Source organism: Alcaligenes sp. WGS1538 (genome assembly GCF_043187505.1).
In the GTDB taxonomy this organism is placed as follows: Bacteria; Pseudomonadota; Gammaproteobacteria; order Burkholderiales; family Burkholderiaceae_B; genus Alcaligenes.
The window spans coordinates 757,804-779,090 of record NZ_CP171109.1; the positions used below are offsets into that span (position 1 = coordinate 757,804).

At 67.7% G+C, this 21,287-nt stretch carries 17 protein-coding genes; 6 read left to right on the forward strand and 11 right to left on the reverse strand.

From position 1 onward, the window contains the following. The first annotated feature begins 44 nt into the window (after positions 1–44). Entirely contained in the window at positions 45–491 is a 447-nt protein-coding gene (locus ACF3ND_RS03575) for a MaoC family dehydratase (RefSeq protein ID WP_394064314.1), read from the forward strand. Positions 492–562: 71 nt separating this feature from the next. On the opposite strand, the gene ACF3ND_RS03580 is transcribed toward ACF3ND_RS03575, so the two are convergent. Continuing rightward, on the reverse strand, positions 563–1,756 hold the full coding sequence (locus ACF3ND_RS03580) for an acyl-CoA dehydrogenase (protein ID WP_394064316.1): 1,194 nt from the start codon (positions 1,754–1,756) through the stop codon (positions 563–565). A gap of 17 nt (positions 1,757–1,773) precedes the next feature. Continuing rightward, the gene (locus ACF3ND_RS03585; protein ID WP_394064318.1) at positions 1,774–3,480 is read right to left on the reverse strand and encodes a thiamine pyrophosphate-binding protein; all 1,707 of its coding nucleotides are present in this window, start codon (positions 3,478–3,480) and stop codon (positions 1,774–1,776) included. 136 nt (positions 3,481–3,616) lie between these two features. Between ACF3ND_RS03585 and ACF3ND_RS03590 the strand changes: the two genes are divergently transcribed. Further along, entirely contained in the window at positions 3,617–4,498 is an 882-nt protein-coding gene (locus ACF3ND_RS03590) for a LysR substrate-binding domain-containing protein (protein WP_394064320.1), read from the forward strand. After that, positions 4,495–6,240 (forward strand): gamma-glutamyltransferase, encoded by a 1,746-nt coding sequence (gene ggt, locus ACF3ND_RS03595; protein WP_394064322.1) that lies wholly within the window; start codon positions 4,495–4,497, stop codon positions 6,238–6,240. Before ACF3ND_RS03590 ends, ggt begins: the two co-directional genes overlap by 4 nt. A gap of 458 nt (positions 6,241–6,698) precedes the next feature. Here ggt and purU read toward each other — a convergent pair whose 3' ends face one another. The 5 genes from purU to ACF3ND_RS03620 form a co-directional block, all read right to left on the reverse strand. Next, a complete protein-coding gene (gene purU / locus ACF3ND_RS03600; protein WP_394064324.1) occupies positions 6,699–7,547 on the reverse strand; it encodes a formyltetrahydrofolate deformylase in 849 nt (282 codons plus the stop codon). A 19-nt stretch (positions 7,548–7,566) separates the two neighbouring features. Next, entirely contained in the window at positions 7,567–8,694 is a 1,128-nt protein-coding gene (locus tag ACF3ND_RS03605; protein WP_394064326.1) for an NAD(P)/FAD-dependent oxidoreductase, read from the reverse strand. A 64-nt stretch (positions 8,695–8,758) separates the two neighbouring features. Next, on the reverse strand, positions 8,759–9,271 hold the full coding sequence (locus ACF3ND_RS03610) for a flavin reductase family protein (protein ID WP_394064328.1): 513 nt from the start codon (positions 9,269–9,271) through the stop codon (positions 8,759–8,761). Between the two features lie 16 nt (positions 9,272–9,287). Then, positions 9,288–9,920, reverse strand: coding sequence for a pyridoxamine 5'-phosphate oxidase (gene pdxH / locus ACF3ND_RS03615; protein WP_394064330.1), 633 nt, complete (start codon positions 9,918–9,920; stop codon positions 9,288–9,290). A gap of 9 nt (positions 9,921–9,929) precedes the next feature. Further along, a complete protein-coding gene (locus ACF3ND_RS03620) occupies positions 9,930–10,601 on the reverse strand; it encodes a gamma-glutamylcyclotransferase (protein WP_394064332.1) in 672 nt (223 codons plus the stop codon). Positions 10,602–10,837: 236 nt separating this feature from the next. On the opposite strand from ACF3ND_RS03620, the gene ACF3ND_RS03625 reads away from it, so the two are divergent. Then, the gene (locus ACF3ND_RS03625) at positions 10,838–11,638 is read left to right on the forward strand and encodes a ThiF family adenylyltransferase (RefSeq protein WP_394064334.1); all 801 of its coding nucleotides are present in this window, start codon (positions 10,838–10,840) and stop codon (positions 11,636–11,638) included. On the opposite strand, the gene ACF3ND_RS03630 is transcribed toward ACF3ND_RS03625, so the two are convergent. From ACF3ND_RS03630 to uvrA, 3 genes are read right to left on the reverse strand one after another with little or no spacing between them, the layout of a single operon-like run. After that, the gene (locus ACF3ND_RS03630; protein WP_394064336.1) at positions 11,615–12,265 is read right to left on the reverse strand and encodes an aminotransferase class IV; all 651 of its coding nucleotides are present in this window, start codon (positions 12,263–12,265) and stop codon (positions 11,615–11,617) included. The two genes, ACF3ND_RS03625 and ACF3ND_RS03630, sit on opposite strands and share 24 nt — an antisense overlap. Further along, on the reverse strand, positions 12,246–13,388 hold the full coding sequence (gene pabB, locus ACF3ND_RS03635) for an aminodeoxychorismate synthase component I (protein WP_394064338.1): 1,143 nt from the start codon (positions 13,386–13,388) through the stop codon (positions 12,246–12,248). Before pabB ends, ACF3ND_RS03630 begins: the two co-directional genes overlap by 20 nt. After that, positions 13,361–19,054 carry an excinuclease ABC subunit UvrA gene (gene uvrA / locus ACF3ND_RS03640; RefSeq protein WP_394064340.1) on the reverse strand — a complete coding sequence of 1,898 codons (5,694 nt, stop codon included), beginning with the start codon at positions 19,052–19,054 and terminating at the stop codon, positions 13,361–13,363. Before uvrA ends, pabB begins: the two co-directional genes overlap by 28 nt. 250 nt (positions 19,055–19,304) lie before the next feature. Between uvrA and ACF3ND_RS03645 the strand changes: the two genes are divergently transcribed. Next, positions 19,305–19,433, forward strand: a complete 129-nt coding sequence (locus tag ACF3ND_RS03645; protein ID WP_003803595.1) for a hypothetical protein — start codon at positions 19,305–19,307, stop codon at positions 19,431–19,433. Positions 19,434–19,706: 273 nt separating this feature from the next. Beyond that, positions 19,707–20,630, forward strand: a complete 924-nt coding sequence (locus tag ACF3ND_RS03650; protein ID WP_394064342.1) for a glycosyltransferase family 2 protein — start codon at positions 19,707–19,709, stop codon at positions 20,628–20,630. Positions 20,631–20,655: 25 nt separating this feature from the next. On the opposite strand, the gene ACF3ND_RS03655 is transcribed toward ACF3ND_RS03650, so the two are convergent. Continuing rightward, positions 20,656–21,147 carry a hypothetical protein gene (locus ACF3ND_RS03655; RefSeq protein WP_394064344.1) on the reverse strand — a complete coding sequence of 164 codons (492 nt, stop codon included), beginning with the start codon at positions 21,145–21,147 and terminating at the stop codon, positions 20,656–20,658. Positions 21,148–21,287: the final 140 nt, after the last annotated feature.

Sequence of the window (21,287 nt, forward strand, 5' to 3'; positions counted from 1 at the left end):
CTTGGTACACTGGCGGCCTGAACATCTTTTTGTTGCGTCACAACATGAAATTCGACGAATTCGAAGTGGGAATGGTGATCCATCACCCGCTCGTTCCCGTCACGCGGGAAGAAATGCTGGAGTTCGCGCGGCAGTACGATCCGCAGTGGTTCCACGTGGACGAGGCGCGGGCCGAGCACGGACACTGGAACGGCCTGATCGGCAGCGGCTGGCTGACCTGCAGCAAGACCATGCGCATGGCGGTGGACGCCGCGCTGCACGACTCCGAATCCTTCGGCTCCCCCGGCCTGGAGCGCCTGCGCTGGCTGCTGCCCGTACGTCCCGGCGATTCCATCCGCCTGGAAGCCACGGTCGCCTCCAAGCGCGTCTCCTCCAGCCGCGACGACCTGGGCATCGTGCGCTGGTCCTGGAGCGTCTTCAACCAGAACGACCAGCAAGTGCTGGAGGTCGAAGCCACCAGCATGTTCGATCTGAAGCAGTCTGCGGGCTGACGGACGCAACCGGCTATAAAAAAGCGCTCCGCAGGGAGCGCTTTTTGCTTTTGTCCCTGTATGGGAACAACTCAGAAGAAAGCCTGAATCCCCGTCTGCGCCCGTCCCAGGATCAGGGCGTGCACGTCGTGGGTGCCTTCGTAGGTGTTGACCACTTCCAGGTTCACCAGGTGGCGGGCCACGCCGAATTCGTCGGAGATGCCGTTGCCGCCCAGCATGTCGCGCGCCAGGCGGGCGATCTCCAGCGCCTTGCCGCAGGAGTTGCGCTTCATGATGGAGGTGATTTCCGTGGCCGCCGTGCCTTCGTCCTTCATGCGGCCCAGGCGCAGGCAGCCCTGCAGGGCCAGGGTGATCTCGGTCTGCATGTCGGCCAGTTTTTTCTGGATGAGCTGGTTGGCGGCCAGGGGGCGGCCGAACTGCTTGCGGTCCAGCGTGTACTGGCGCGCCGTGTGCCAGCAGAACTCGGCGGCGCCCAGCGCGCCCCAGGCGATGCCGTAGCGGGCCGAGTTCAGGCAGGTGAAGGGGCCGCGCAGGCCGCTGACGCCGGGCAGCATGCGCTTGTCCTCGACCTCGACGCCGTCCATGACGATTTCCCCGGTCAGGGAGGCGCGCAGGCCCACCTTGCCGTGAATGGCGGGCGTGGACAGGCCCGCCATGCCTTTGTCCAGGATGAAGCCGCGTATCTTGCCGTCGTCCTCGCCGCCCACGACCTTGGCCCAGACCACCAGCACGTCGGCGATGGGCGAGTTGGTGATCCACATCTTGCTGCCGCTCAGGCGGTAGCCACCGTCCACCTTCACGGCGCGCGTCTCCATGGCGCCGGGGTCCGAGCCATGGTTGGGCTCGGTCAGGCCGAAGCAGCCTATCCATTGGCCGCTGGCCAGCTTGGGCAGGTACTTGCGCTTCTGTTCTTCGCTGCCGAATTCAAAGATGGGCACCATGACCAGGGAGGACTGCACGCTCATCATGGAGCGGTAGCCGGAGTCCACGCGCTCCACCTCGCGGGCGATCAGGCCGTAGCTGACGTAGTTCAGCCCGGCGCCGCCATAGGCCTCGGGGATGGTCGCGCCCAGCAGGCCCAGCTCGCCCATTTCGGCGAAGATGGCGGGGTCGGTGCGTTCGTGTCGGAAGGCCTCCAGCACCCGCGGCTGCAGCTTGTCCTGCGCGTAGGCCTGGGCGGCGTCGCGCACCATGCGCTCTTCGTCGCTGAGCTGCTGGTTCAGCAGCAGGGGATCGTCCCAGTGGAAAGAAGGAGAGGAAGACATCGAGGTACTCCGGAAAATCAAAGACTGTCCGAGCGGCGCGCTTGCTCCGCGCGGGTGCGGATGGCGTCCAGCGTCGTGGAGGGAGAAATGGCCTGCGGGTCGAGCAGGCAGTGGATCAGGGCGGGCAGGCCGCTGGCCTGGGCGCGCTCCAGGGCGGCCGGGAACTCTTCGCTGTCCAGCACGGTCTCGCCCCAGCCGCCATAAGCCTGCGCCAGGGCCGCGAAATCGGGATTGCGCAGCGCCGTGGCGCTTTCGCGTCCGGGATACTGGCGCTCCTGGTGCATGCGTATGGTGCCGTACATGCCATTGTCGATCACGATGACCACGATGGGCAGCCCGTACTGCACGGCCGTGGCGAACTCCTGGCCGTGCATCATGAAGCAGCCGTCGCCGGCGAAGCACAGCACGGGCGTGTCGGGCTGCAGGCGCTTGGCGGCCACGGCGGCGGGCAGGCCATAGCCCATGCTGCCGGACGTGGGCGCAAGCTGCGTGCCGTAGCGCTGGAAGGGATGGAAACGGTGCACCCAGGTGGCGTAGTTGCCGGCGCCGTTGCACAGGATGGCGTGCGCGGGCAGCGTGTCGGCCAGGTGCGCCATGATCCGGCCCATCTGCAGGGCGCCGGGCACGCGGATCCCGCTCGGGTCGCTCCAGCGCAGGTAGCTTTGGCGCATGGCCTGCAGGGCGGGACCGGCTTGGCGCGGCGCGGGCGGGTCCTGGGCCAGCGCCCGGACGAAGTCGCGCGGCGTGCTGTTGATGGCCAGGTCGGCCTGATAGACGCGGTTCAGCTCGGCGCTGTCCGGATGGACATGGATCAGGGGCGTGCCGGCCTGGGGAATGCCCAGCAGGGTGTAGGACTGGCTGGGCACTTCGGGCAGGCGTCCGCCCAGCAGCACGATCAGGTCGGCCTGGCGCAGATAGTCAAGCAGGTCCGGGTTGGCGCCCAGGCCCAGGTCGCCGATGAAGCAGTCGTGGCGCGTGGAGAACAGCATCTGCCGGCGGAACTCCACGCATACGGCGGCGGCGTGCCGGCCGGCAATCCGCTCCAGGCTCAGCACGGCCTCTTCGTCCCAGGCGCCGCCGCCCAGGATGAATACCGGCTGCCTGGCTTTGTCCAGCATCTGGCGCATGGCCTGGAGCTGCTCCGGAGAAGGATGGATGCCCAGCGGGGTCATGGGACGCGCATCGGGCGCATCCGTCGAATCGGTCAGCATATCCTCCGGCAGGGCCAGCACGACCGGGCCGGGGCGGCCGCTGGCGGCGACATGGAAGGCGCGCGCCATCATCTCGGGGATGCGTTCGACCTGGTCGATCTGCGCCACCCATTTGGCCTGGGTGCCGAAGACGGCCTTGTAGTCCATTTCCTGGAACGCCTCGCGCTCCAGCATGCCGCGCTCCACCTGGCCCACCAGCAGGATCATGGGCGTGGAGTCCTGGGAGGCGATGTGCACGCCGGCCATGGCATTGGAAGCGCCGGGGCCGCGGGTGACCATGCAGATGCCGGGCCGGCCCGTGAGTTTGCCGTAGGCGTCGGCCATCATGGCCGCCCCGCCTTCCTGGCGGCAGACGGTGACCTGCATGCCCGAGTCCACCAGTCCGTCCAGCACGGCAAGGTAGCTCTCGCCGGGCACGCAGAAGACATGATCCGCGCCGTGCAGGCGCAATTGATCGACCAGGAGATGGCCACCCAGACGTGGCGAGCGAGCGGAAGAGTCGGATGTCGTCATAATGTCTCAGGATAGTGTGCGTAAAGCGCACAGGGCAATTGATAAAATTGCACATTGTCGTGTGCTGGCGTAACGAGCCGCCGCGGCTGCACCATCATGCTACGGGCGGGCGCGGGCCCGGCCCAGGGGGATTTCCATGAGACACGGCATACCCAGCCTGGGAGCCTTGCAGGCTTTCGAGGCCACGGCCCGGCTGGGGTCTTTTTCACGCGCGGCCGAAGAGCTGTCCCTGACGCACAGCGCGGTGTATCGCCAGGTCAGCGGCCTGGAGCAGCGCCTGGGCGTGCAGCTGCTCACGCGCGTGCGCCGGCGGCTGGTCCTGACGCCGGCCGGACGCGACTACGCGGCGCGCATACGCCACCACCTGGAACAGATAGGCAAGGACACCTTCAGCCTGATAGCCCGCGCGGGCGTGGGGCGCAGCGTGCACCTGGCGGTGCTGCCGACCTTGTCCACGGTATGGCTCATGCCGCGCCTGGCGGCCTTCAACCGGCGGCATCCGGACATCACCGTCAGCCTGTCGGTACGCACGGCGCCGTTCCAGTTCGGCGACCACCCTTTTGACGCGGCCATCTACCATGGCCGGGAGCTGTGGCCCCAGACCCAGGGCATACGCCTGTTCGACGAGGGCGAACTGGTTCCGGTCTGCACGCCGCGCCTGGCGGCCCGCGCGCCTTTGCAGGAGCTGGTGCATCTGCACATGTCCACCCGGCCGGACAGCTGGCTGGACTGGTACCGCTCGGCGGGCCTGGAGCCGGGCTTGCGCGTCAGCGCCGGTCCGCGGTATGAATTGTTCACGCTGATCCTGGCCGCCTTGCAGGCCGACATGGGCGCGGCCCTGATGCCGCGTTTTCTGGTCGAGGACGCCCTGGCGGCCGGCGAGCTGGTCATGCCCGTGCGGCACGCCATGCTGGTCAGTGAAGCCTATTTTTTCAGCTACCCGACGGCCGACGGCCCGGGGGAGGCCGTCCTGCTTCTGGAGCAATGGCTGGCCCACTACGACAAGGAGACGTCATGAAGCACGCCTGGATGCGAGGGCTGGCCGCCGGCGCCCTGACACTGGCCCTCGCGGGCCTGGCGCAGGGACGAGAGCCCGCCGCGCCCGATCTGAACCCCGAGGCGGCGACGGCCAGCGTGCAGCGCGAGAAGGTAAGCAGCGCCGCAAGCATGGTGGTCACCGCGCATCCGCTGGCCACGCGCGCGGGTCTGAGCATGCTGGATCAGGGCGGCAGCGCCGTGGATGCCGCCATTGCCAGCCAGCTGGTGCTGGGGCTGGTCGAACCGCAGTCGTCCGGCCTGGGCGGAGGCGGCTTCCTGCTGCTGTTCCGGCCGGACAAGGGCCTGCTCAGCTACGACGGGCGGGAGACGGCTCCCGCCGCCAGTCCGCTGGACCGTTTCGAGCTGGACGGCAAGACCATGTCCTTCAAGCAAGCCGTCAACAGCGGACGCTCCGTGGGCGTGCCGGGCCTCATGCGCGCCCTGGAGCTGATGCACCAGGACGGCGGCAGGCTGCCCTGGGCCAGCCTGTTCAGGCCGGCCATCGATCTGGCGGAACAGGGCTTCGAAGTCAGTCCCCGTCTGCATGCCTTGATCGCCGACAATCCCGGGCTGGCGGACAAGCCGGCCGCGCGCGCCTATTTCCTGGATGAGCAGGGCCGGCCCTGGCCGGTGGGGCATCGCCTGCGCAATCCGGCCTACGCCCAGGTCCTGAAGATGCTGGCGCAGCAGGGCGCGGACGCCTTCTATACGGGCGAACTGGCGCGCGACATGGCGGCGGCGGTGGCCGCCGATCCCATTCCCGGCGATTTGTCGGAGGCGGACCTGCGCGATTACCGCGCTCTGCGCCGCGAGCCGCTGTGCATGGATTGGCAGCGCTGGGCCCTGTGCGGCATGGCGCCGCCCAGTTCCGGCCCGCTGACGGTCATGCAGATGCTGGGCATTCTGCAGCACACGCCCATCGCCTCGCTGGAGCCGCAATCGGCCCGGGCCATCCATTACTTTGCCGAGGCGGGACGCCTGGCCTTTGCCGATCGCGACGCCTGGGTGGCGGATCCGGCCTTCGTGGCCGTGCCGCAGCAGGCCATGCTGGCGCCCGACTACCTGAAGGCGCGCGCCGCCTTGATCCGTCCCGACCGCTCCCTGGGCCACGCGCCGCCCGGCCAGCCGCTGGCCGACCGTCAGCCGGCGGGAGACAACACGCTTGAATTGCCGTCCACCACGCACCTGTCCGTGGCCGACGCCCAAGGGCAGGTGGTGTCCATGACCACTTCGGTGGAGTCGGCTTTCGGGAGCAAGATCATGGTGCGCGGTTTCCTGCTGAACAACCAGCTGACCGATTTTGCGCTCAGCCCCAGGGACGAAGCCGGCCGCCTGTCCGTGAACCGCGTCGAGCCGGGCAAACGCCCGCGCAGTTCCATGGCGCCCATGATGGTGCTGGAGAAAGACCGCCCCGTCATTGCCCTGGGCTCGCCTGGCGGCAGCGCCATCATTTCATACGTGGCGCAGACCTTGACCGGCATGCTGATGTGGAACCTGGATGCCCAGCAGGCCGTCAGCCTGCCGCACTATGGCAGCCGCAACCGGGCCACGGAACTGGAGGCCGGCACGGCCGTGACCGCCCAGGCCCAGGCCTTGCGGGCCATGGGGCACGAGGTGCGTGAACAGCCTTTTCCCAGCGGCACCCACGTGATCCGCTGGACGCAGAATGGATTGGAGGCGGGCGTGGACCCGCGCAGGGAAGGGCTGGCGCTGGGGCGGTGATGGCGCTTCGCCAGGGCAGGTATCGGACTTTGTGTTCGGAACATGCGTCGAGTCCGGGGGCTGGCGCTGGAAGGATCGGTGTCAGACTGTGCGCTTGGTCAGTGTGTGTCAGGGCCTGCAGGCTGGGCAGTCGCCGGCGCCATGCGCCGGTTCCCTTGACGAGCCTGGTGACGGGCGGGGCGTGAACTCGCGGAGCAGCTCGTCCCCCAGACGAGCTGCAAGCGTTCCGCTCGAACAGCACGCCCCTTGCCTCCCGCCCCTGCACCTCGTCTGCGGCGACCGCCCTGACCCGCCTGCTGGCCCTGACACACACTGACCAAGCTCAAAACCGCAAACCCTTCTAGCGCCAGCCCCCGGACGGCCTGCGTCGGCGAGGCGCTCAGGGCATGGGGAAAATCCAGCGATAAAAAAACCCGGCCAGCGGCCGGGCTTCGGTACAGGGCGGCGGGCCCGGATGATTAACGGAACACCACGGTGCGCTGGCCGTTGAGCAGGATGCGATGCTCGACGTGGGCGCGCACGGCGCGGGCCAGGACCAGGGACTCGACGTCGCTGCCCACCTGGGTCAGTTCGGCGGGGCTGACGGCATGGTTCACGCGTTCCACGTCCTGCTCGATGATGGGGCCTTCGTCCAGGTCCTCGGTGACGTAGTGGGCGGTGGCGCCGATGATCTTCACCCCGCGGGCATGCGCCTGATGGTAGGGGCGCGCGCCCTTGAAGCTGGGCAGGAAGCTGTGGTGGATGTTGATGGCGCGGCCCGACAGGGCGCGGCACAGGTCCGTGGACAGGATCTGCATGTAGCGCGCCAGCACGACCAGGTCCACCTTCAGGTCGCCGGCCAGCTGCAGGATCTGCTGTTCCTGCTGCGGACGCGTTTCAGGCGTGACGGGCAGGTGGTGGAAGGGAATGCCGTAGGAGGAGGCCAGGCCGGCGTGGTCCGTGTGGTTGGAGGCCACCGCGGCGATCTCCACGGGCAGTTGGCCGCTGTGGGCGCGGAACAGCAGGTCGTTCAGGCAGTGGCCCTGGCGGCTGACCAGGATCAGCAGGCGGGCCTTGCGCTGCGCGTCGTAGATGTTGGCGTCCATGCCGAATCTGTCGGCGATGGGCGCAAAGCGCGCCTGCAGGTCGGCCACGGCCACTTTCTCGGGCAGGGAAAACTGGATGCGCAGGAAAAATCGCTCGGTCTCGGCGTCGCCGAACTGCTGGGCTTCAATGATGTTGCCGTTCTGTTCAAGCAGCCAGCCGGACACGTTGTGCACGATGCCGGTGCGGTCCGGGCAGGAAAGGGTCAAGATGTAATCGTTCATCGACGGTATTGTAAAGACTTCAGAGGGTTTTTTGATCTGATGAAGCCAGGATTTCCCGGCTGTGTTGCGCAATCGCCAGACAGGCCGTCAGGCCGGGCGATTCGATGCCGAACAGGTTCAGCAGCCCGGGCACGCCGTGCTGCCCGGGGCCCGAGAACAGAAAGTCGGCCGCCGGCGCGCCGGCCGGCACGACCTTGGGGCGTATGCCGCTGTAGGCCGGACTCAGGCTGCCGTCCTGCAGGTCAGGCCAGTACTGACGTACGGCGGCGTAGAAAGACTGCCCGCGTTGCGGGTCCATGTCGTAGTTCTCGTGCTCGACCCATTCCGTGTCGGGGCCGAAACGCGCCTGCCCGGCCAGGTCCAGCGTCAGGTGCACCCCCAGGCCGGCCTCGTTGTGCATGGGGTAGATCAGGCGCTTGAAGGGTGAGCGCCCGGACAGCGAGAAATAGCTGCCCTTGCACAGATAGGCCTGGGGGACGTGGGCCGGATCCAGGCCCTGGATCTGGCGGGCCGCCGCCACGGCGCCCAGGCCGGCCGCATTGACCAGGCGGGTGGCGGTCAGCGAGAAGGCTTCCGCGCCGCCCACCTGGATTTCGAAACCCTGGCCCGGCAGCACGCGGGCGCCGGTGAAGGGCGTGTTGAAGACCATCTGCGCGCCCAGGTTCTCGGCGTCGCCCTGCAGCGCCAGCATCAGGCCATGGCTGTCCACGATGCCGGTCGAGGGCGAGAGCAGGGCGGCGCTGCAGCGCAGGGCCGGCTCGAGCGCCTGGGCCTCTTTGGCGGAGAGCCACTGCAGATCGTGCACGCCGCAGGCCTGCGCATTGGCCTGCAGTTCCCGCAAGGCGGCTTCCTGCGACGCGGAGGCGGCCACGATCAGCTTGCCGCAGCGCTTGTGCTCCACGTGTCGCTCGCGACAGTAGTCGTACAACTGCTCCTTGCCCTGGACGCAGAGCCTGGCCTTCAGGCTGCCGGGGGCGTAGTAGATGCCGCCATGGATGACTTCCGAATTACGCGAACTGACGCCGTTGCCTATGCCCGGCGTCTGTTCGACCACCAGCACGTCCATGCCTTGTCCGGCCAGTTCCCTCGCCAGGCTCAAGCCGACGACGCCCGCGCCCAGCACCACGCAATCCACATCATTGCTCATGATCAAGCCCCTGCCTGCAGAATCAGGAAAAAGGAACTAGTGTACTCCCGGCTTTATCCCGAGGTCAGCCTTGGGTCGGCGTCAGGTCGAAGTCGCCGGCGTGATAGATCAGGGGCTGGTGGGCGCTGCGTCCGCAATGCGTGACCTCGCCGATGAAGATCAGATGGTCTCCGGCTTCGTGGCAGGCATAGGGCTTGCATTCGAACCAGGCGCTGCAGCGCTCGTCATCCAGCATGGGCAGGCCGTGGGGCGAGGCGGTCAGGGGGTGGTCGCGAAAGCGATCGGCCTGTTCGCCCCAGGCGAAGCGCTTGGCCACCGCCAGCTGGCTGGCGCTCAGCACGTGGATGACGTAGCCGGCGCCGTGCAGGAAATGGGGCAGGGAGCGCGAATGACGGGCCAGGGACCAGAGCACCAGCGGCGGATCCAGCGAAACGGAGTTGAAGGAGCTGACGGTCAGGCCGACGGCCCGGCCCGGATGGTCCTTGTCGGGGCCGACCACCACTGTGACGCCGGTGGCGAAGCGGCCCAGCGCGGAACGGAAGAAGTCGGTATCGAAGGCGGAGGGGAATGCGGTCATCGAGCGGCGAGTCACCCTAGGGAGCCAGCCGGCTCAGCTCCCATTGCCCCTGGTCGTTGCGATCGAACACCAGGCGGTCGTGCAGGCGCGAGGCGCGCCCCTGCCAGAACTCGACGTGATCCGGAGTCAGCCGCAGGCCGCCCCAATGTTCAGGCCGGGCGGGGTGCTCGCCCAGGCTGCGCGCATAGTGTTCGGTGCGCGCGTCCAGTTCGGCCCGGGTGATGGGCTGGCTCTGCGGCGAAGCCCAGGCGCCGATGCGCGAACCCAGCGGACGGCTGTGGAAGTATTCATCGGACTCGGCGTGGCTGATGCGGCTGACGCGGCCTTCGAAGCGCACCTGGCGCTGCATGGACGGCCAGAAGAAGGACAGGCTGGCCCAGGGGTTCTCGTCCAGGTCGGCGCCCTTGCGGGAACGGTAGTTGGTGAAGAACACCAGTCCCTGCTCGTCGTAGCCCTTGAGCAGCACGATGCGCGCCGAAGGGCGGCCCTGAGCGTCCACGGTGGCCAGCGTCATGGCCGTGGGTTCGGTTTCCTTCAGCTCCAGCGCCTGGTCCAGCCAGCGCTGGAACTGCACGCGCGGATCGGCGGCGACCTCCTGCTCGCTCAGGGAAAAACGTTCGTACTCGTTCCGAATATCGGCTAGGGACATGATGCGCTCTTATGCTTGATGAGGGATTGCCTGCCCAGTATAGCTTTGCAGCAATTGAACCACCGATTGCAGGCGTTTATCCAGGATTTTAGAGCGTCGGAGCGCGGACGCGGTTTCCATCACGTATTCGATGCAGGGGCCGTTGATGCCCTGGGCCGAATGGACGACCTGCATGAGCTGGTCGTCGGGCATGCGCGGCACGTAGGCATCGGTCTTGCGGTTCATGGTGAACACCAGGGCGCGGATGTCGCCTTGGGTGGTGCGGCAGCGCAGCCAGCGGGGAATGTAGGCTCCGCTGGGCATCTCGCGCTGCCACAGCGCGTCGAAGACCTTGGGCACGTCGCGCCCGGGGATGCGGAAGGCCATGCCGCGGCACGAGCCGCCCACGTCCAGGCCGAAGACCAGGCCGGGCTGTTCGGGGGTGCCGCGGTTGATGCGCGACCACAGGCACAGGGCGCGGTGGTAGCCGCGCAGCAGCGCCTGGCGCTGCTCGACGAATTCGAAATCGGGACGCCAGATCAGGGATCCGTAGCCGTAGACCCAGAGGTCTTGTTCTCCGCACCACTGGACCTGGTCCAGGGACTGACGCAAGGAAGCGTTGCGTTCATCATCGGTCAACACGCGGAAGCTGCAGGGCTTGGGCGCTTCGGAGGGCTGGGCGAAGGAGGAATCCATGTTCACGGCAAGGGGCTTGTGGCCTGAGTCACTGATAGTTGATACCTGTAGCGATTGTAGATCAAGCAGAACCTACTGTAGCGGGCTTTCTGCCTGATAACTAAGGAAAAATAATAATTTGCTTATACGAGTGTTGCTATTTGGCAGGCCGCCGTCAAGCCGTCGGGGCATAAGGCTTCGGAGGCGGGAAATTTTCGTAAAATTGATGGGTTTGGCCGGGCTGGCCGGTCGTGGAAGGACGTATGACAGAGCTGCAGGACATGGATGCCGAGCGCCGCTTCGGCGGCATTGACCGTTTGTACGGCGCGGGCGCCCGCGCGCGCCTGGCCGGGGCGCACGTGATGGTGGCGGGCATAGGCGGAGTGGGCACCTGGGCGGTGGAGGCGCTGGCTCGTTCGGCCGTGGGCGCCATCACCCTGATCGACCTGGACCATATCGCCGAGTCCAACATCAATCGCCAGCTGCCGGCGCTGGACAGCACGCTGGGGCAGGGCAAGGCGCAGGCCATGGCCCGCCGCATCCACGACATCAATCCGGCCTGCCGGGTGCAGGTGGTGGATGATTTCGTCTCGGAAGACAATGTGGCCGACCTGCTCGGGCAGCAGCCCGACGTGTTCCTCGACTGCACCGATCAGGCCAGCGCCAAGATCGCCCTGATCCTGGAGGCCCGCCGGCGCGGCGTCGCCTTGCTGACCTGCGGCGGCGCCGGCGGCAAGACCGATCCTCTTTCCTTGCGCGCCGGCGACCTGTCGCAGGCCCGGCACGATGCGCTGCTGGGGCGGCTGCGGCAGATCCTGCGCAAGCAGCATGGCTTTGCGCGCGGCAGCGATGCGCAGGGCCGCGCCTTGAAGCGCGTGCCGCGCATGGGCGTGGATTGCCTGTGGTTCGAGCAGGAAACCCGCCTGCCGGAGGCCTGGACGGCCCGGGAGGACGGAGCCCTGCAGGGCCTGGCCTGCGCCGGCTATGGCTCGGGCGTGACGGTCACGGCCAGCATGGGCCTGCTGGCGGCCGATTTTGCCTTACGCCGCATCCTGAATCAGTAAGGCGTCCTGCCAGCCGCGCAGGGCGTTCGAGACGCGCAGCGCCCGGGCCTGCCGCAGCATGTCCAGCGTGATGTCGGCTTCGCGTACCAGCCCGCTGTTCAGCAGGGCCTGGCGCTGCACGCCGGGCAGCAGCCAGCCGCTGGCGGCCGGCGTCCACCAGGCGCCGTGCTCGTCCTGGATGTAGATGTTGCTGCGGCTGCCTTCGCAGACGCGGTTCTGGCCGTCCACGAAGATGATGTCGAACAGATCGGGGTCTTCCGCCAGCAGGCGGCCCGCCTGCTGGTACCAGGGGCGATGCGTGGTCTTGTGGGCCAGCAGCGGATCCAGGACCGGCAGCGGCGTGGGCGACAGGCGCAGCCGCAGCGGTCCGGGCAGCGCGGGCAGCGGTTCCGCCTGGGCGGCGGCCGCGCCATGCGCCTGCCACAGCACGCGCAGTCGCAGCGCGGTCCGGCTGGGCGCCCGCGCCAGGGCCAGATGCACGGCCTGCAGCCAGATCTGCGTGTCCCAGGCGTAGTCCAGGGCGGCGCAACTGCGCGCCACGCGTTCCAGGTGCAGCTCCAGCAGCGGAATCTGGCCGTCCGCATCCACCCGCAGCGTTTCGATCAGTTCAGGTTTGCCGTGCGTCATGGCGGGGCCTTTGCGTCAGGGTTACGGGGGTCTGCAGCACGCGCGCCTTCCACAGGCACTCCTGCCACTCCTGTTCGGGATCCGAGTCCAGCACGATGCCGCCGCCGGCGCCGAACACGCCCTGGCCGTGGTCGTCCAGCTCCAGGGTGCGGATGCTGACATTCAGGGACAGGTCGCCCTGCGGGCTCAGGAACCCGACCGAGCCGCAATAGATGCCGCGGCGCCAGGGCTCGAGCCGGCGTATGCATTGCATGGCGGCCAGCTTGGGCGCGCCGGTGATGGACCCGCAGGGGAACAGGGCGCGCAGCAGGGCTTCCAGCCCGCAGTCCGCATCCAGTTCTGCCTCGACGGTGGAGGTCATGGTCCAGACCGAGGCATACTGCTCCACGTCGAACAGGCTGGTGGCGCGCACCGTGCCGGTGCGGGCCACCCGGCCCAGGTCGTTGCGCAGCAAGTCCACGATCATGACATTTTCCGCCCTGTCTTTAAGGCTGTCACGCAGTTCCTGCGCATTGGCCTGGTCGCGCAAGGAGTCGGGGTCGCGCGGCCGCGTGCCCTTCATGGGGCGCGTGCGGATGCGCGCGCCGCGCTTTTCCAGGAACAGCTCGGGCGACAAGGACAGGATGTGGCGGCCGCCCAGGTCCAGGTAGGCGCCGTAGGCCACCGGGTGGCGCGCGGCCAGGGCGGCGTACAGTTCGCGCGGCGGCATGTCCGCATGGATGCGCACGGGCACGGTGTAATTGATCTGGTAGAACTCGCCGGCCCGCAGCCCGGCCTGGATCTGTTCCAGCGCGGCGCGGTAGTCCTGCGGCGCGACGTCCAGGCTGGCCTGCAGCGCGGGCGCGGCCTGGCTGTTCCACAGGGGGACGTGCCGGGCCTGTTCGAAGACCAGGGCGGTCAGCGGCGCCTGGGCGCGCGCCGGACGCGGCTCCAGGCGCGGCTCGAACAGTTCGGCCAGCTCGTAGTCCAGGGCCAGCGCCACCCAGCGGCCCGCCAGACGGGCCTGCTCGATGGCGTCGAAAGCTTGGTCCAGCTCCCGGGGCGTGCGGGCTTCGATCTTGCCCAGGCACTCCCGCATTTCCAGCGCCGTGTTCGTCAGTCGGTCTTCGAATCGGCCATACATGCGCCGTGTTCCTCTAAAAATGCCGCCAGCGCCGCTCCGGTGTGCGAGGCCGGCGTGGCCTGGACCTGTTCGGGCGTGCCCTGCACGACCAGCCGGCCGCCGCCCGAGCCGCCTTCGGGGCCCAGGTCCACGATCCAGTCGGCTTCGGCGATCAGGTCCAGATTGTGTTCGATCACGACCACGGTGTGCCCGGCGTCGACCAGCCTGTGCAGCACCAGGATCAGTTTTTCCACGTCCGCCATGGACAGGCCCACGGTGGGCTCGTCCAGCACGTACAGCGTATGGGGCGCCTTGTAGGCCCGGCCCGTGCGGGTCAGGCCTTCATCCAGCCGCGCCTTGACCAGTTCGCTGACCAGCTTGATGCGCTGGGCTTCGCCGCCGGACAGGGTGGGCGAAGGCTGGCCCAGGGTCAGATAGCCCAGGCCCACGCTTTGCATCAGCTGCAAGGGGCGCAGGATCTTGGGGTGGGCGGCGAAGTATTCCACGGCCTCGTCCACGTCCATCTGCAGCAGCTGGCCGGCGGACACGCCGCGCCAGGTCACGGACAGGGTCTCGGGATTGAAGCGCTGGCCGTGGCAGGCGTCGCACGGCACCTTGACGTCGGGCAGGAAGCTCATCTCCAGCGTGCGCATGCCCTGGCCTTCGCACAGGGGGCAGCGGCCCTCGCCGGTGTTGAAGGAGAAACGCGACGCGGTCCAGCCGCGCAGGCGCGCGTCGTTCGTGCCGGCGAACAGCTTGCGCACCTCGTCCCAGAAGCCGATGTAGGTGGCCGGGCAGGAACGCGGCGTCTTGCCGATGGGGGTCTGGTCGACTTCCAGGACGCGGTCCAGGGACTCCCACCCGCTGATGCGCGAGCAGCCCTGCCAGGACGGCGGCAGCTTGCTGCCCACCGCGCGCGCCAGGTTGTCCAGCAGCACGTCGCGCGCGAAAGTGGACTTGCCCGATCCCGACACGCCCGTGACCACGCTGAGCTTGCCCAGCGGGATGCCGGCCTGCACGTCCTGCAGGTTGTGCAGGCGGGCGCCGTGCACGGTCAGCAGCGGCGTGTCCGCCTCCACCGGGCGGCGCGCCTGCATGGGGTGCTGCAAGGGTTCCCGCAGGTAGCGGCCGGTCAGCGAAGCCGGATTGGCCTCGATTTCCTCCAGCGTGCCCTGGGCGATGACTTCGCCGCCGCGCTTGCCGGCGCCCGGTCCCATGTCGATGATGTGCTGGGCGCGGCGTATGGTGTCTTCGTCGTGTTCCACCACCACCAGGGTGTTGCCATTGCCTTCCAGGCGGGCCATGGCCTTGAGCAGGATCTGGTTGTCGCGCGGGTGCAGGCCTATGGTGGGCTCGTCCAGCACGTAGCACACGCCTTGCAGATTGGAGCCGAGCTGCGCGGCCAGGCGGATGCGCTGCGCCTCGCCGCCCGAGAGCGTGGGGGCGGCGCGATCCAGGGCCAGGTAGCCCAGGCCCACTTCGTGCATGAAGTCCAGCCGGCTGCGGATCTCGTTCAGGATGTCGCGGGCGATGTCGGCCTCGCGTCCGTCCATGTCCAGTCCCGTGAAGAAGGTCTGCGCCTCCTCCACCGGCAGGGAGGCCAGTTGCGCGATGGAGCGATCGCGCCATTCGAAGGCCAGCGATACGGGGTTCAGGCGCTGTCCGCGGCAGCTCGGGCATTCCACGGCTTCGCCTTCGTAGCCGGCGTTCCAGGCGCTTTCTTCTCCGGTCTGCTCCTGGTCGAAGCCGGTCAGCTTGACGCCGGTGCCGAAGCAGTCCGTGCACCAGCCGTGCTTGGAGTTATAGGAGAACATGCGCGGATCGGGCTCGGGAAAGCTGGTGCCGCAGCAGGGGCAGGCGCGCTTAACCGAGAAATGCTGCTGGCCGGCCTCGGCCGACGGCCGCCCGCGGCGGCGTTCCTCCAGCGGCAGGGCGCCGGATGGCGTCAGCGGCGCGAGCACGCTCAGCGTGCCGTGGCCCAGTTCCAGCGCCTCGCGTATGGCCTGGCGCAGCTGCAGCTCGTGGCGCGGGTCCACGATGAGGTCGGCCACCGGCAGCTCCAGCGTGTGTTCGCTGTAGCGGTCCAGGCGCGGCCAGGGGGAGACGGGGATGAACTCGCCGTCCACGCGCAGGTGGGTGTAGCCCTTGCCCTGGGCCCACTTGGCCAGGTCGGTGTAGTAGCCCTTGCGCGCCGTCACCAGCGGGGCCAGCAGGCCTATGTGTTCGCCCTTGTGGTCGCGCAGAAGTTGCGCGGCGATCTGCTCGGGCGTCTGCGGCGCCACCGGCACATGGCAGGTGGGGCAGTACTGCGTGGCCAGCTTCACGTACAGCAGGCGCAGGAAGTGGTGGATCTCCGTCATGGTGGCCACGGTGGACTTGCGGCCGCCCCGGCTGGTGCGTTGCTCGATGGCCACGGTGGGCGGGATGCCGTAGATGGCGTCCACGTCGGGCTGGCCGGCCGGCTGCACGATGGCGCGCGCGTAGGCGTTCAGGGATTCCAGGTAGCGGCGCTGGCCTTCATTGAACAGGATGTCGAAGGCCAGGGTGGATTTGCCCGACCCCGACACGCCCGTGACCACGGTGAAGGTGTTGCGCGGGATGTGGACGGAGATGCCCTTCAGGTTGTGTTCGCGCGCGTTCAGGATGGCGATGCGGCCGTCGTCCTCCTTGGCGGGCGCGGCGGCGTAGGCGACGGCGGGCTCGGCCAGCGCCGGTGCGGCCTGGCCGATGATGGCGTCTTCGTATTCCTTCAGGGCGCGGCCGGTATGCGATTGCGGCAGGGCCATGATGTCGGCGGGCGTGCCCGCGCCCAGCACCAGGCCGCCGTGCTCGCCGCCTTCGGGGCCCAGGTCTATGACCCAGTCGGCGGCGCGGATCAGGTCCAGGTTGTGCTCGATGATGAGCAGGCTGTGGCCGGCGGCCAGCAGCTTGCGGAAGGCGCGCATCAGGCGCGCGATGTCGTCGAAGTGCAGGCCGGTGGTGGGTTCGTCGAACAGGAACAGATTGCCCTTCTTGGCCACTTGCACCCGGCTCAGGCGGCTGCGCGAGGCTTCCGCCAGGTAGCCGGCCAGCTTCAGGCGCTGGGCCTCGCCGCCTGACAGCGTGGGCACGGGCTGGCCCAGCTTCAGGTAGTCCAGGCCCACGTCGGCCAGGGGCGCCAGGCCCGTCTGCACATCGCGCAGGCCTTCGAAGAACTCCAGCGCCTCGTGCACGGTCATGTCCAGCACCTCGTCGATGGAGGCGCTGCGGCCGAAGTGCTCGATGCGCACTTCCAGCACTTCGGGGCGGAAGCGCTTGCCGTCGCAGTCCGGGCAGCGCAGGTAGACGTCCGAGAGGAACTGCATCTCGATGTGCTCGAAGCCGGTGCCGCCGCAGGTCGGGCAGCGGCCGTCGCCGCTGTTGAAGCTGAAGGTGCCGGGCGTGTAGCCGCGCTCCTTGGACAGCGCCGCCTGGGCGAAGAGCTTGCGGATGGGGTCGAATGCGCCCACATAGCTGGCCGGGTTGGAGCGCGCGGTCTTGCCGATGGGCGTCTGGTCCACCATGACGACCTCGGCGACCTGCTCCACGCCCAGCAGCGCGCCGTAGGCGCCGGGCGCCTCGGTGGGCTTGCCCTGCTGCTTGAGCATGGCGGGGTAGAGCACGTCCTGGATCAGGGTGGATTTGCCCGAGCCCGACACCCCGGTCACGCAGACCAGGCGGCCCAAGGGGATGGAGACGGAGATGTGGCGCAGGTTGTGCGCGCTGACGTCTTCCAGCAGCAGGCGCGGCGTACTGTCGGCCACGGGCAGGGGGCGGGGCGCTTCGATGCTCAGTTCGCCGCTCAGGTAGCGGCCCGTCAGGGTGTCGGCGCGGCGCAGCGCCTGCGGGGAACCGTCGAACAGGATCTGTCCGCCGCGCTCGCCGGGCCCTGGCCCCATGTCCAGGATGCGGTCGGCCGCCACCATGACTTGCGGATCGTGCTCCACCACCACCAGGGTGTTGCCGTTGCCGCGCAGCCGGTGCATGACCTGGATGATGCGATGCATGTCGCGCGGGTGCAGGCCGATGGAGGGTTCGTCCAGCACGAACAGGGTGTTGACCAGCGAGGTGCCCAGCGCCGTGGTCAGGTTGATGCGCTGCACCTCGCCGCCCGACAGCGTGCGGCTCTGGCGGTCCAGCGAGAGGTAGGCCAGGCCCACATCGCACAGGTAGTCCAGGCGCGCCAGGGTTTCTTTCAGGAGCAGGTCGATGGCGGCGTCGCGCGCATCGCCGAAATGCAGGCCGCGGAAGAAGTCGCGCACATGCTCGATGGGCAGGCGCATCAGGTCGGGCACGCTCAGGCCGGGCAGGGCGTTCAGCTGCTCGCGCGACCACAGCGCATGCACCGGCATGAAGCGCTTGTAGACAGACTCGGCGGGCGCGGCGTCTCCGCCCACGCGCCACAGGCTGGCGTCGGGCTTCAGGCGCGAGCCGGCGCAGGCCGGGCAGGTGTTGTAGCTGCGGTACTTGGACAGCAGCACGCGCACGTGCATCTTGTAGGCGCGCGACTCCAGCCAGTCGAAGAAGCGCTGGGCGCCGTACCACTGGGTCTTCCAGGCGTGGTTGCCGCCTTTCCAGTCCGGCGTCCCGTGGATCACCCAATCCTTTTCCGCGTCGCTCAGGTCTTTCCAGGGCACGCCCAGGCGCACGCCCGCCGCCGGCGCGTAGCGTTCCATGTCCTGCTGGCATTCTTTGTAGCTGGCCGTCTGCCAGGGGCGCACGGCGCCCTCCAGCAGGCTCTTGGTCTGGTCGGGCACCACCAGCCCGTAGTCTATGCCCATGACGCGGCCAAAGCCCCGGCAGCTGTCGCAGGCGCCCAAGGGCGAATTGAAGGAGAAGGTGCTGGCCACCGGCGCGCTGTAGTCGATGTCGCAATGCGCGCAGTGCAGGCCCTGGCTGAAGCGCCAGGCGGTTTCCGGGCCTTCGCTGCTGGCCGAAGCGTAGACCGTCAGCCTGCCCTGGCCGTGGCGCAGGGCGGCCTCGATGGCTTCCATGAAGCGCTCGGGCTCCACCGTGCCGGCGCGAAAGCGATCCTGGATCACGTACAGCGTCTTCTGTTCCGCGGGCCGCCCCTTGGATGCCTTGCCCTTGGCCGGCGTGTCGGCCGGCGCGGTTTCCTCGTGGTGCAGGCGGGTATAGCCCTGCTGGTGCAGCAGCTTCTCGATTTCCTCGCTGGTGAAATTGGCCGGCACCTTGACCGGGAAGGTCAGCACCAGGCGCGGGTCGTCGTGGTCGCGGGCCAGCGCGCGGATCTGCCGCGCGATGCTGTCGGCATTGTCGCGCCGCACGGGGCGCGAGCACTGGCGGCAGAACAGCTCGCCCAGCCGGGCGTACAGCAGCTTGATGTAATCGTTCAGTTCCGTCATGGTGCCCACCGTGCTGCGCGAGTTGCGCACCGGGTTCACCTGGTCGATGGCGATGGCGGGCAGGATGCCCTCGATGCGGTCGACCTGGGGCTTGTCCATGCGGTCCAGGAACTGGCGCGCATAGGGCGAGAAGGTTTCCACATAGCGCCGCTGCCCTTCCGCATACAGGGTGTCGAAGGCCAGCGAGCTCTTGCCCGAGCCGGACACGCCGGTGATGACCAGCAGCTCGCCGGTCTTGATGCTGACATCCAGGTTTTTCAGGGTGTTCTGGCGGGCGCCAAAAATGCGTATTTCTGAACTCATGGCAAGGTAGGCTTCTTGGAGAGGGCGGAGAAGGACGCGCAGGAGAGAGCCGGGCCTCCGAGAGGGGCGGGTCGCGGGTGCGGACCGCGCGCAGGCTGGGCGCAGCCTGTGGGCTCCGAGCGTCGATTCACCATGGAGGGCTCACGCTAACCTTTGTATCTTAACGCGGATTACGGTAGAATTTCCGGTTAGCTTTTGCGCTTTTGTCGGGATCATCCGGCAGGGCTTTTATTTGAGATCGGAGATCACCATGGCGGAAATCAAACGCACTCGCCGCAACACGCTGGAGCGTCGTTGCCTGGGCAAGGCCTTCAAGCGTCTGTTTGTTCGCGCCCCCAAAGGCGTGTTCAAGATGCTGGAAAAAGTCAAGCGCGTGTAAGTGCGCCTGGCCGCGCCCCGGCCCGGATCGCATCCGCGGCCCCAGGGAAGGCGAACTGTTTCTGAACAGGAAAAAAACCACAGGCATGCCTGTGGTTTTTTTTGCGCGCGCCACGGCGCCGGTTAAGAATGGATACCAAATCCCTGGCGGGCCTGCGCTGGCCGGGCGATGGCGGCAGGGGGCGCGCATGCTATGGTATGCGTGCATGTTGGCCGAGGCCTGCATACGCTCGCTGCGTCGGCCGTTCAATCTTGGGAAAGAAGAAAAAAAATCATGGAATGGCGCCATTTGTTCACGGTTCTGACGCCCACCTACAATCGGGCCCACACCCTGGAGCGAGCCTACCGCTCACTGTGTGAACAAACGTATCAGGATTTCGAGTGGGTGGTGATCGACGACGGCTCGACGGACGGCACCCGCGAGCTGGTATTGGGCTGGCAGCAGGAGGCGCGCTTTCCGATCCACTATGCCTGGCAGGAGAACCGTCACAAGAAGGCGGCCTTCAACCATGGCGTGGCCCTGGCGCACGGCGAGCTCATCGTCGCCCTGGACAGCGACGACGCGCTGGACACCAACGCCCTGTACGACATGGCGCAGGTCTGGCGCGACATCCCCGAGCAGGAGCGCGGGCGCTATGCGGGCGTGACCGGCTTGTGCGTGCGGCCCGACGGCAAGGTCGTGGGCGATATGTATCCCAGCGACGTGTTCGATGCGACCTCTCTGGACCTGACCTTCCGCTACGACATCCGCGGCGAGAAATTCGGCTGCCTGAGCACGGCCGTGCTGCGGCAGTTCCCGTTTCCCGAGCAGATCGAGGGCTTCGTGCCCGAAAGCATGGTCTGGCGTGCGATCGCACGCGCCGGCTACAAGAATCGTTTCGTGAACATGGTGTTCCGCGTCTACCACGACAGCCCCGATTCCCTGTCGGTTCAGGGCAGGACCAGCCAACAGCATGCGCTGGGGCTATGGCTGCTGGCGCAGGACACGGTGGTGGAGTGCCTGCCCTGGTTCCGCTACAGCCCCAAGGCTTTCCTGATGGCGGCTGCGCGCTACACGCGCTTCGGCCTGCACCTGCGGGCCAGCGGGCGCACCCCGCCGCCGCAATACAAACTGAAGGGCCTGGCTTCGCGTCTGCTGGTGGGGCTGATGTGGCCGTTGGGCGTCGCCCTGTACCTGCGCGACCGCATGCGCGCCTGACACCGCGCCCTGGAAAGGCGTCGCCTTAGTGCAGGGTGCGCCCCTGGGGATCCGGGAAGTCCTCGTCATCCTCGTCGTCGTCATCATCGTCATCTTCTGGGACGAAGGCGTCGTCGCTCAGGGCGAAGGGCAGGAGTTCTTCCAGCGTTTCGGTCCAGGCCACCTCGTCCCCTTCTTCGTCCACCTTGATGAAACGTATAGGGTCGGCGTCCGTCAACTGGACGGCCCACAGGTAGCGGCAGGCGTACACCGCCGTATCGTCCGGCTCCAGGCCGCCGCGGTTGCCCAGCACGCGCGCGCCTTCGCCGCCGATCTGGACCACGGTGAACTTGCTCTCGTCCTCGTCCTTGTCCAGGGGGACGGCGAAGATGGCCCATTCGAAGCCGGTTTCCTCGGCGTCCACGACTTCAGCCAGCACGGCGCGGCCCAGGTAGGCGCTCAGGGCGTCGGCCGTACGGCCCAGGGTTTCCAGCTCGTCGGCGGTAAAAACAAGGTCAGGTGCGTCGGGGGTGGACATGGCGTCTTTGGTTTGTCAGCATAAAGTGAGTATATTACCCGACGGATGCTCACGGGCAGTTCGTTCTTCAGCCCGCATGCCGGGCAACAGCGCGCTTTTCGCGCGCCGAACGCCTACAATCCCTGTTTTCCGAACACGCC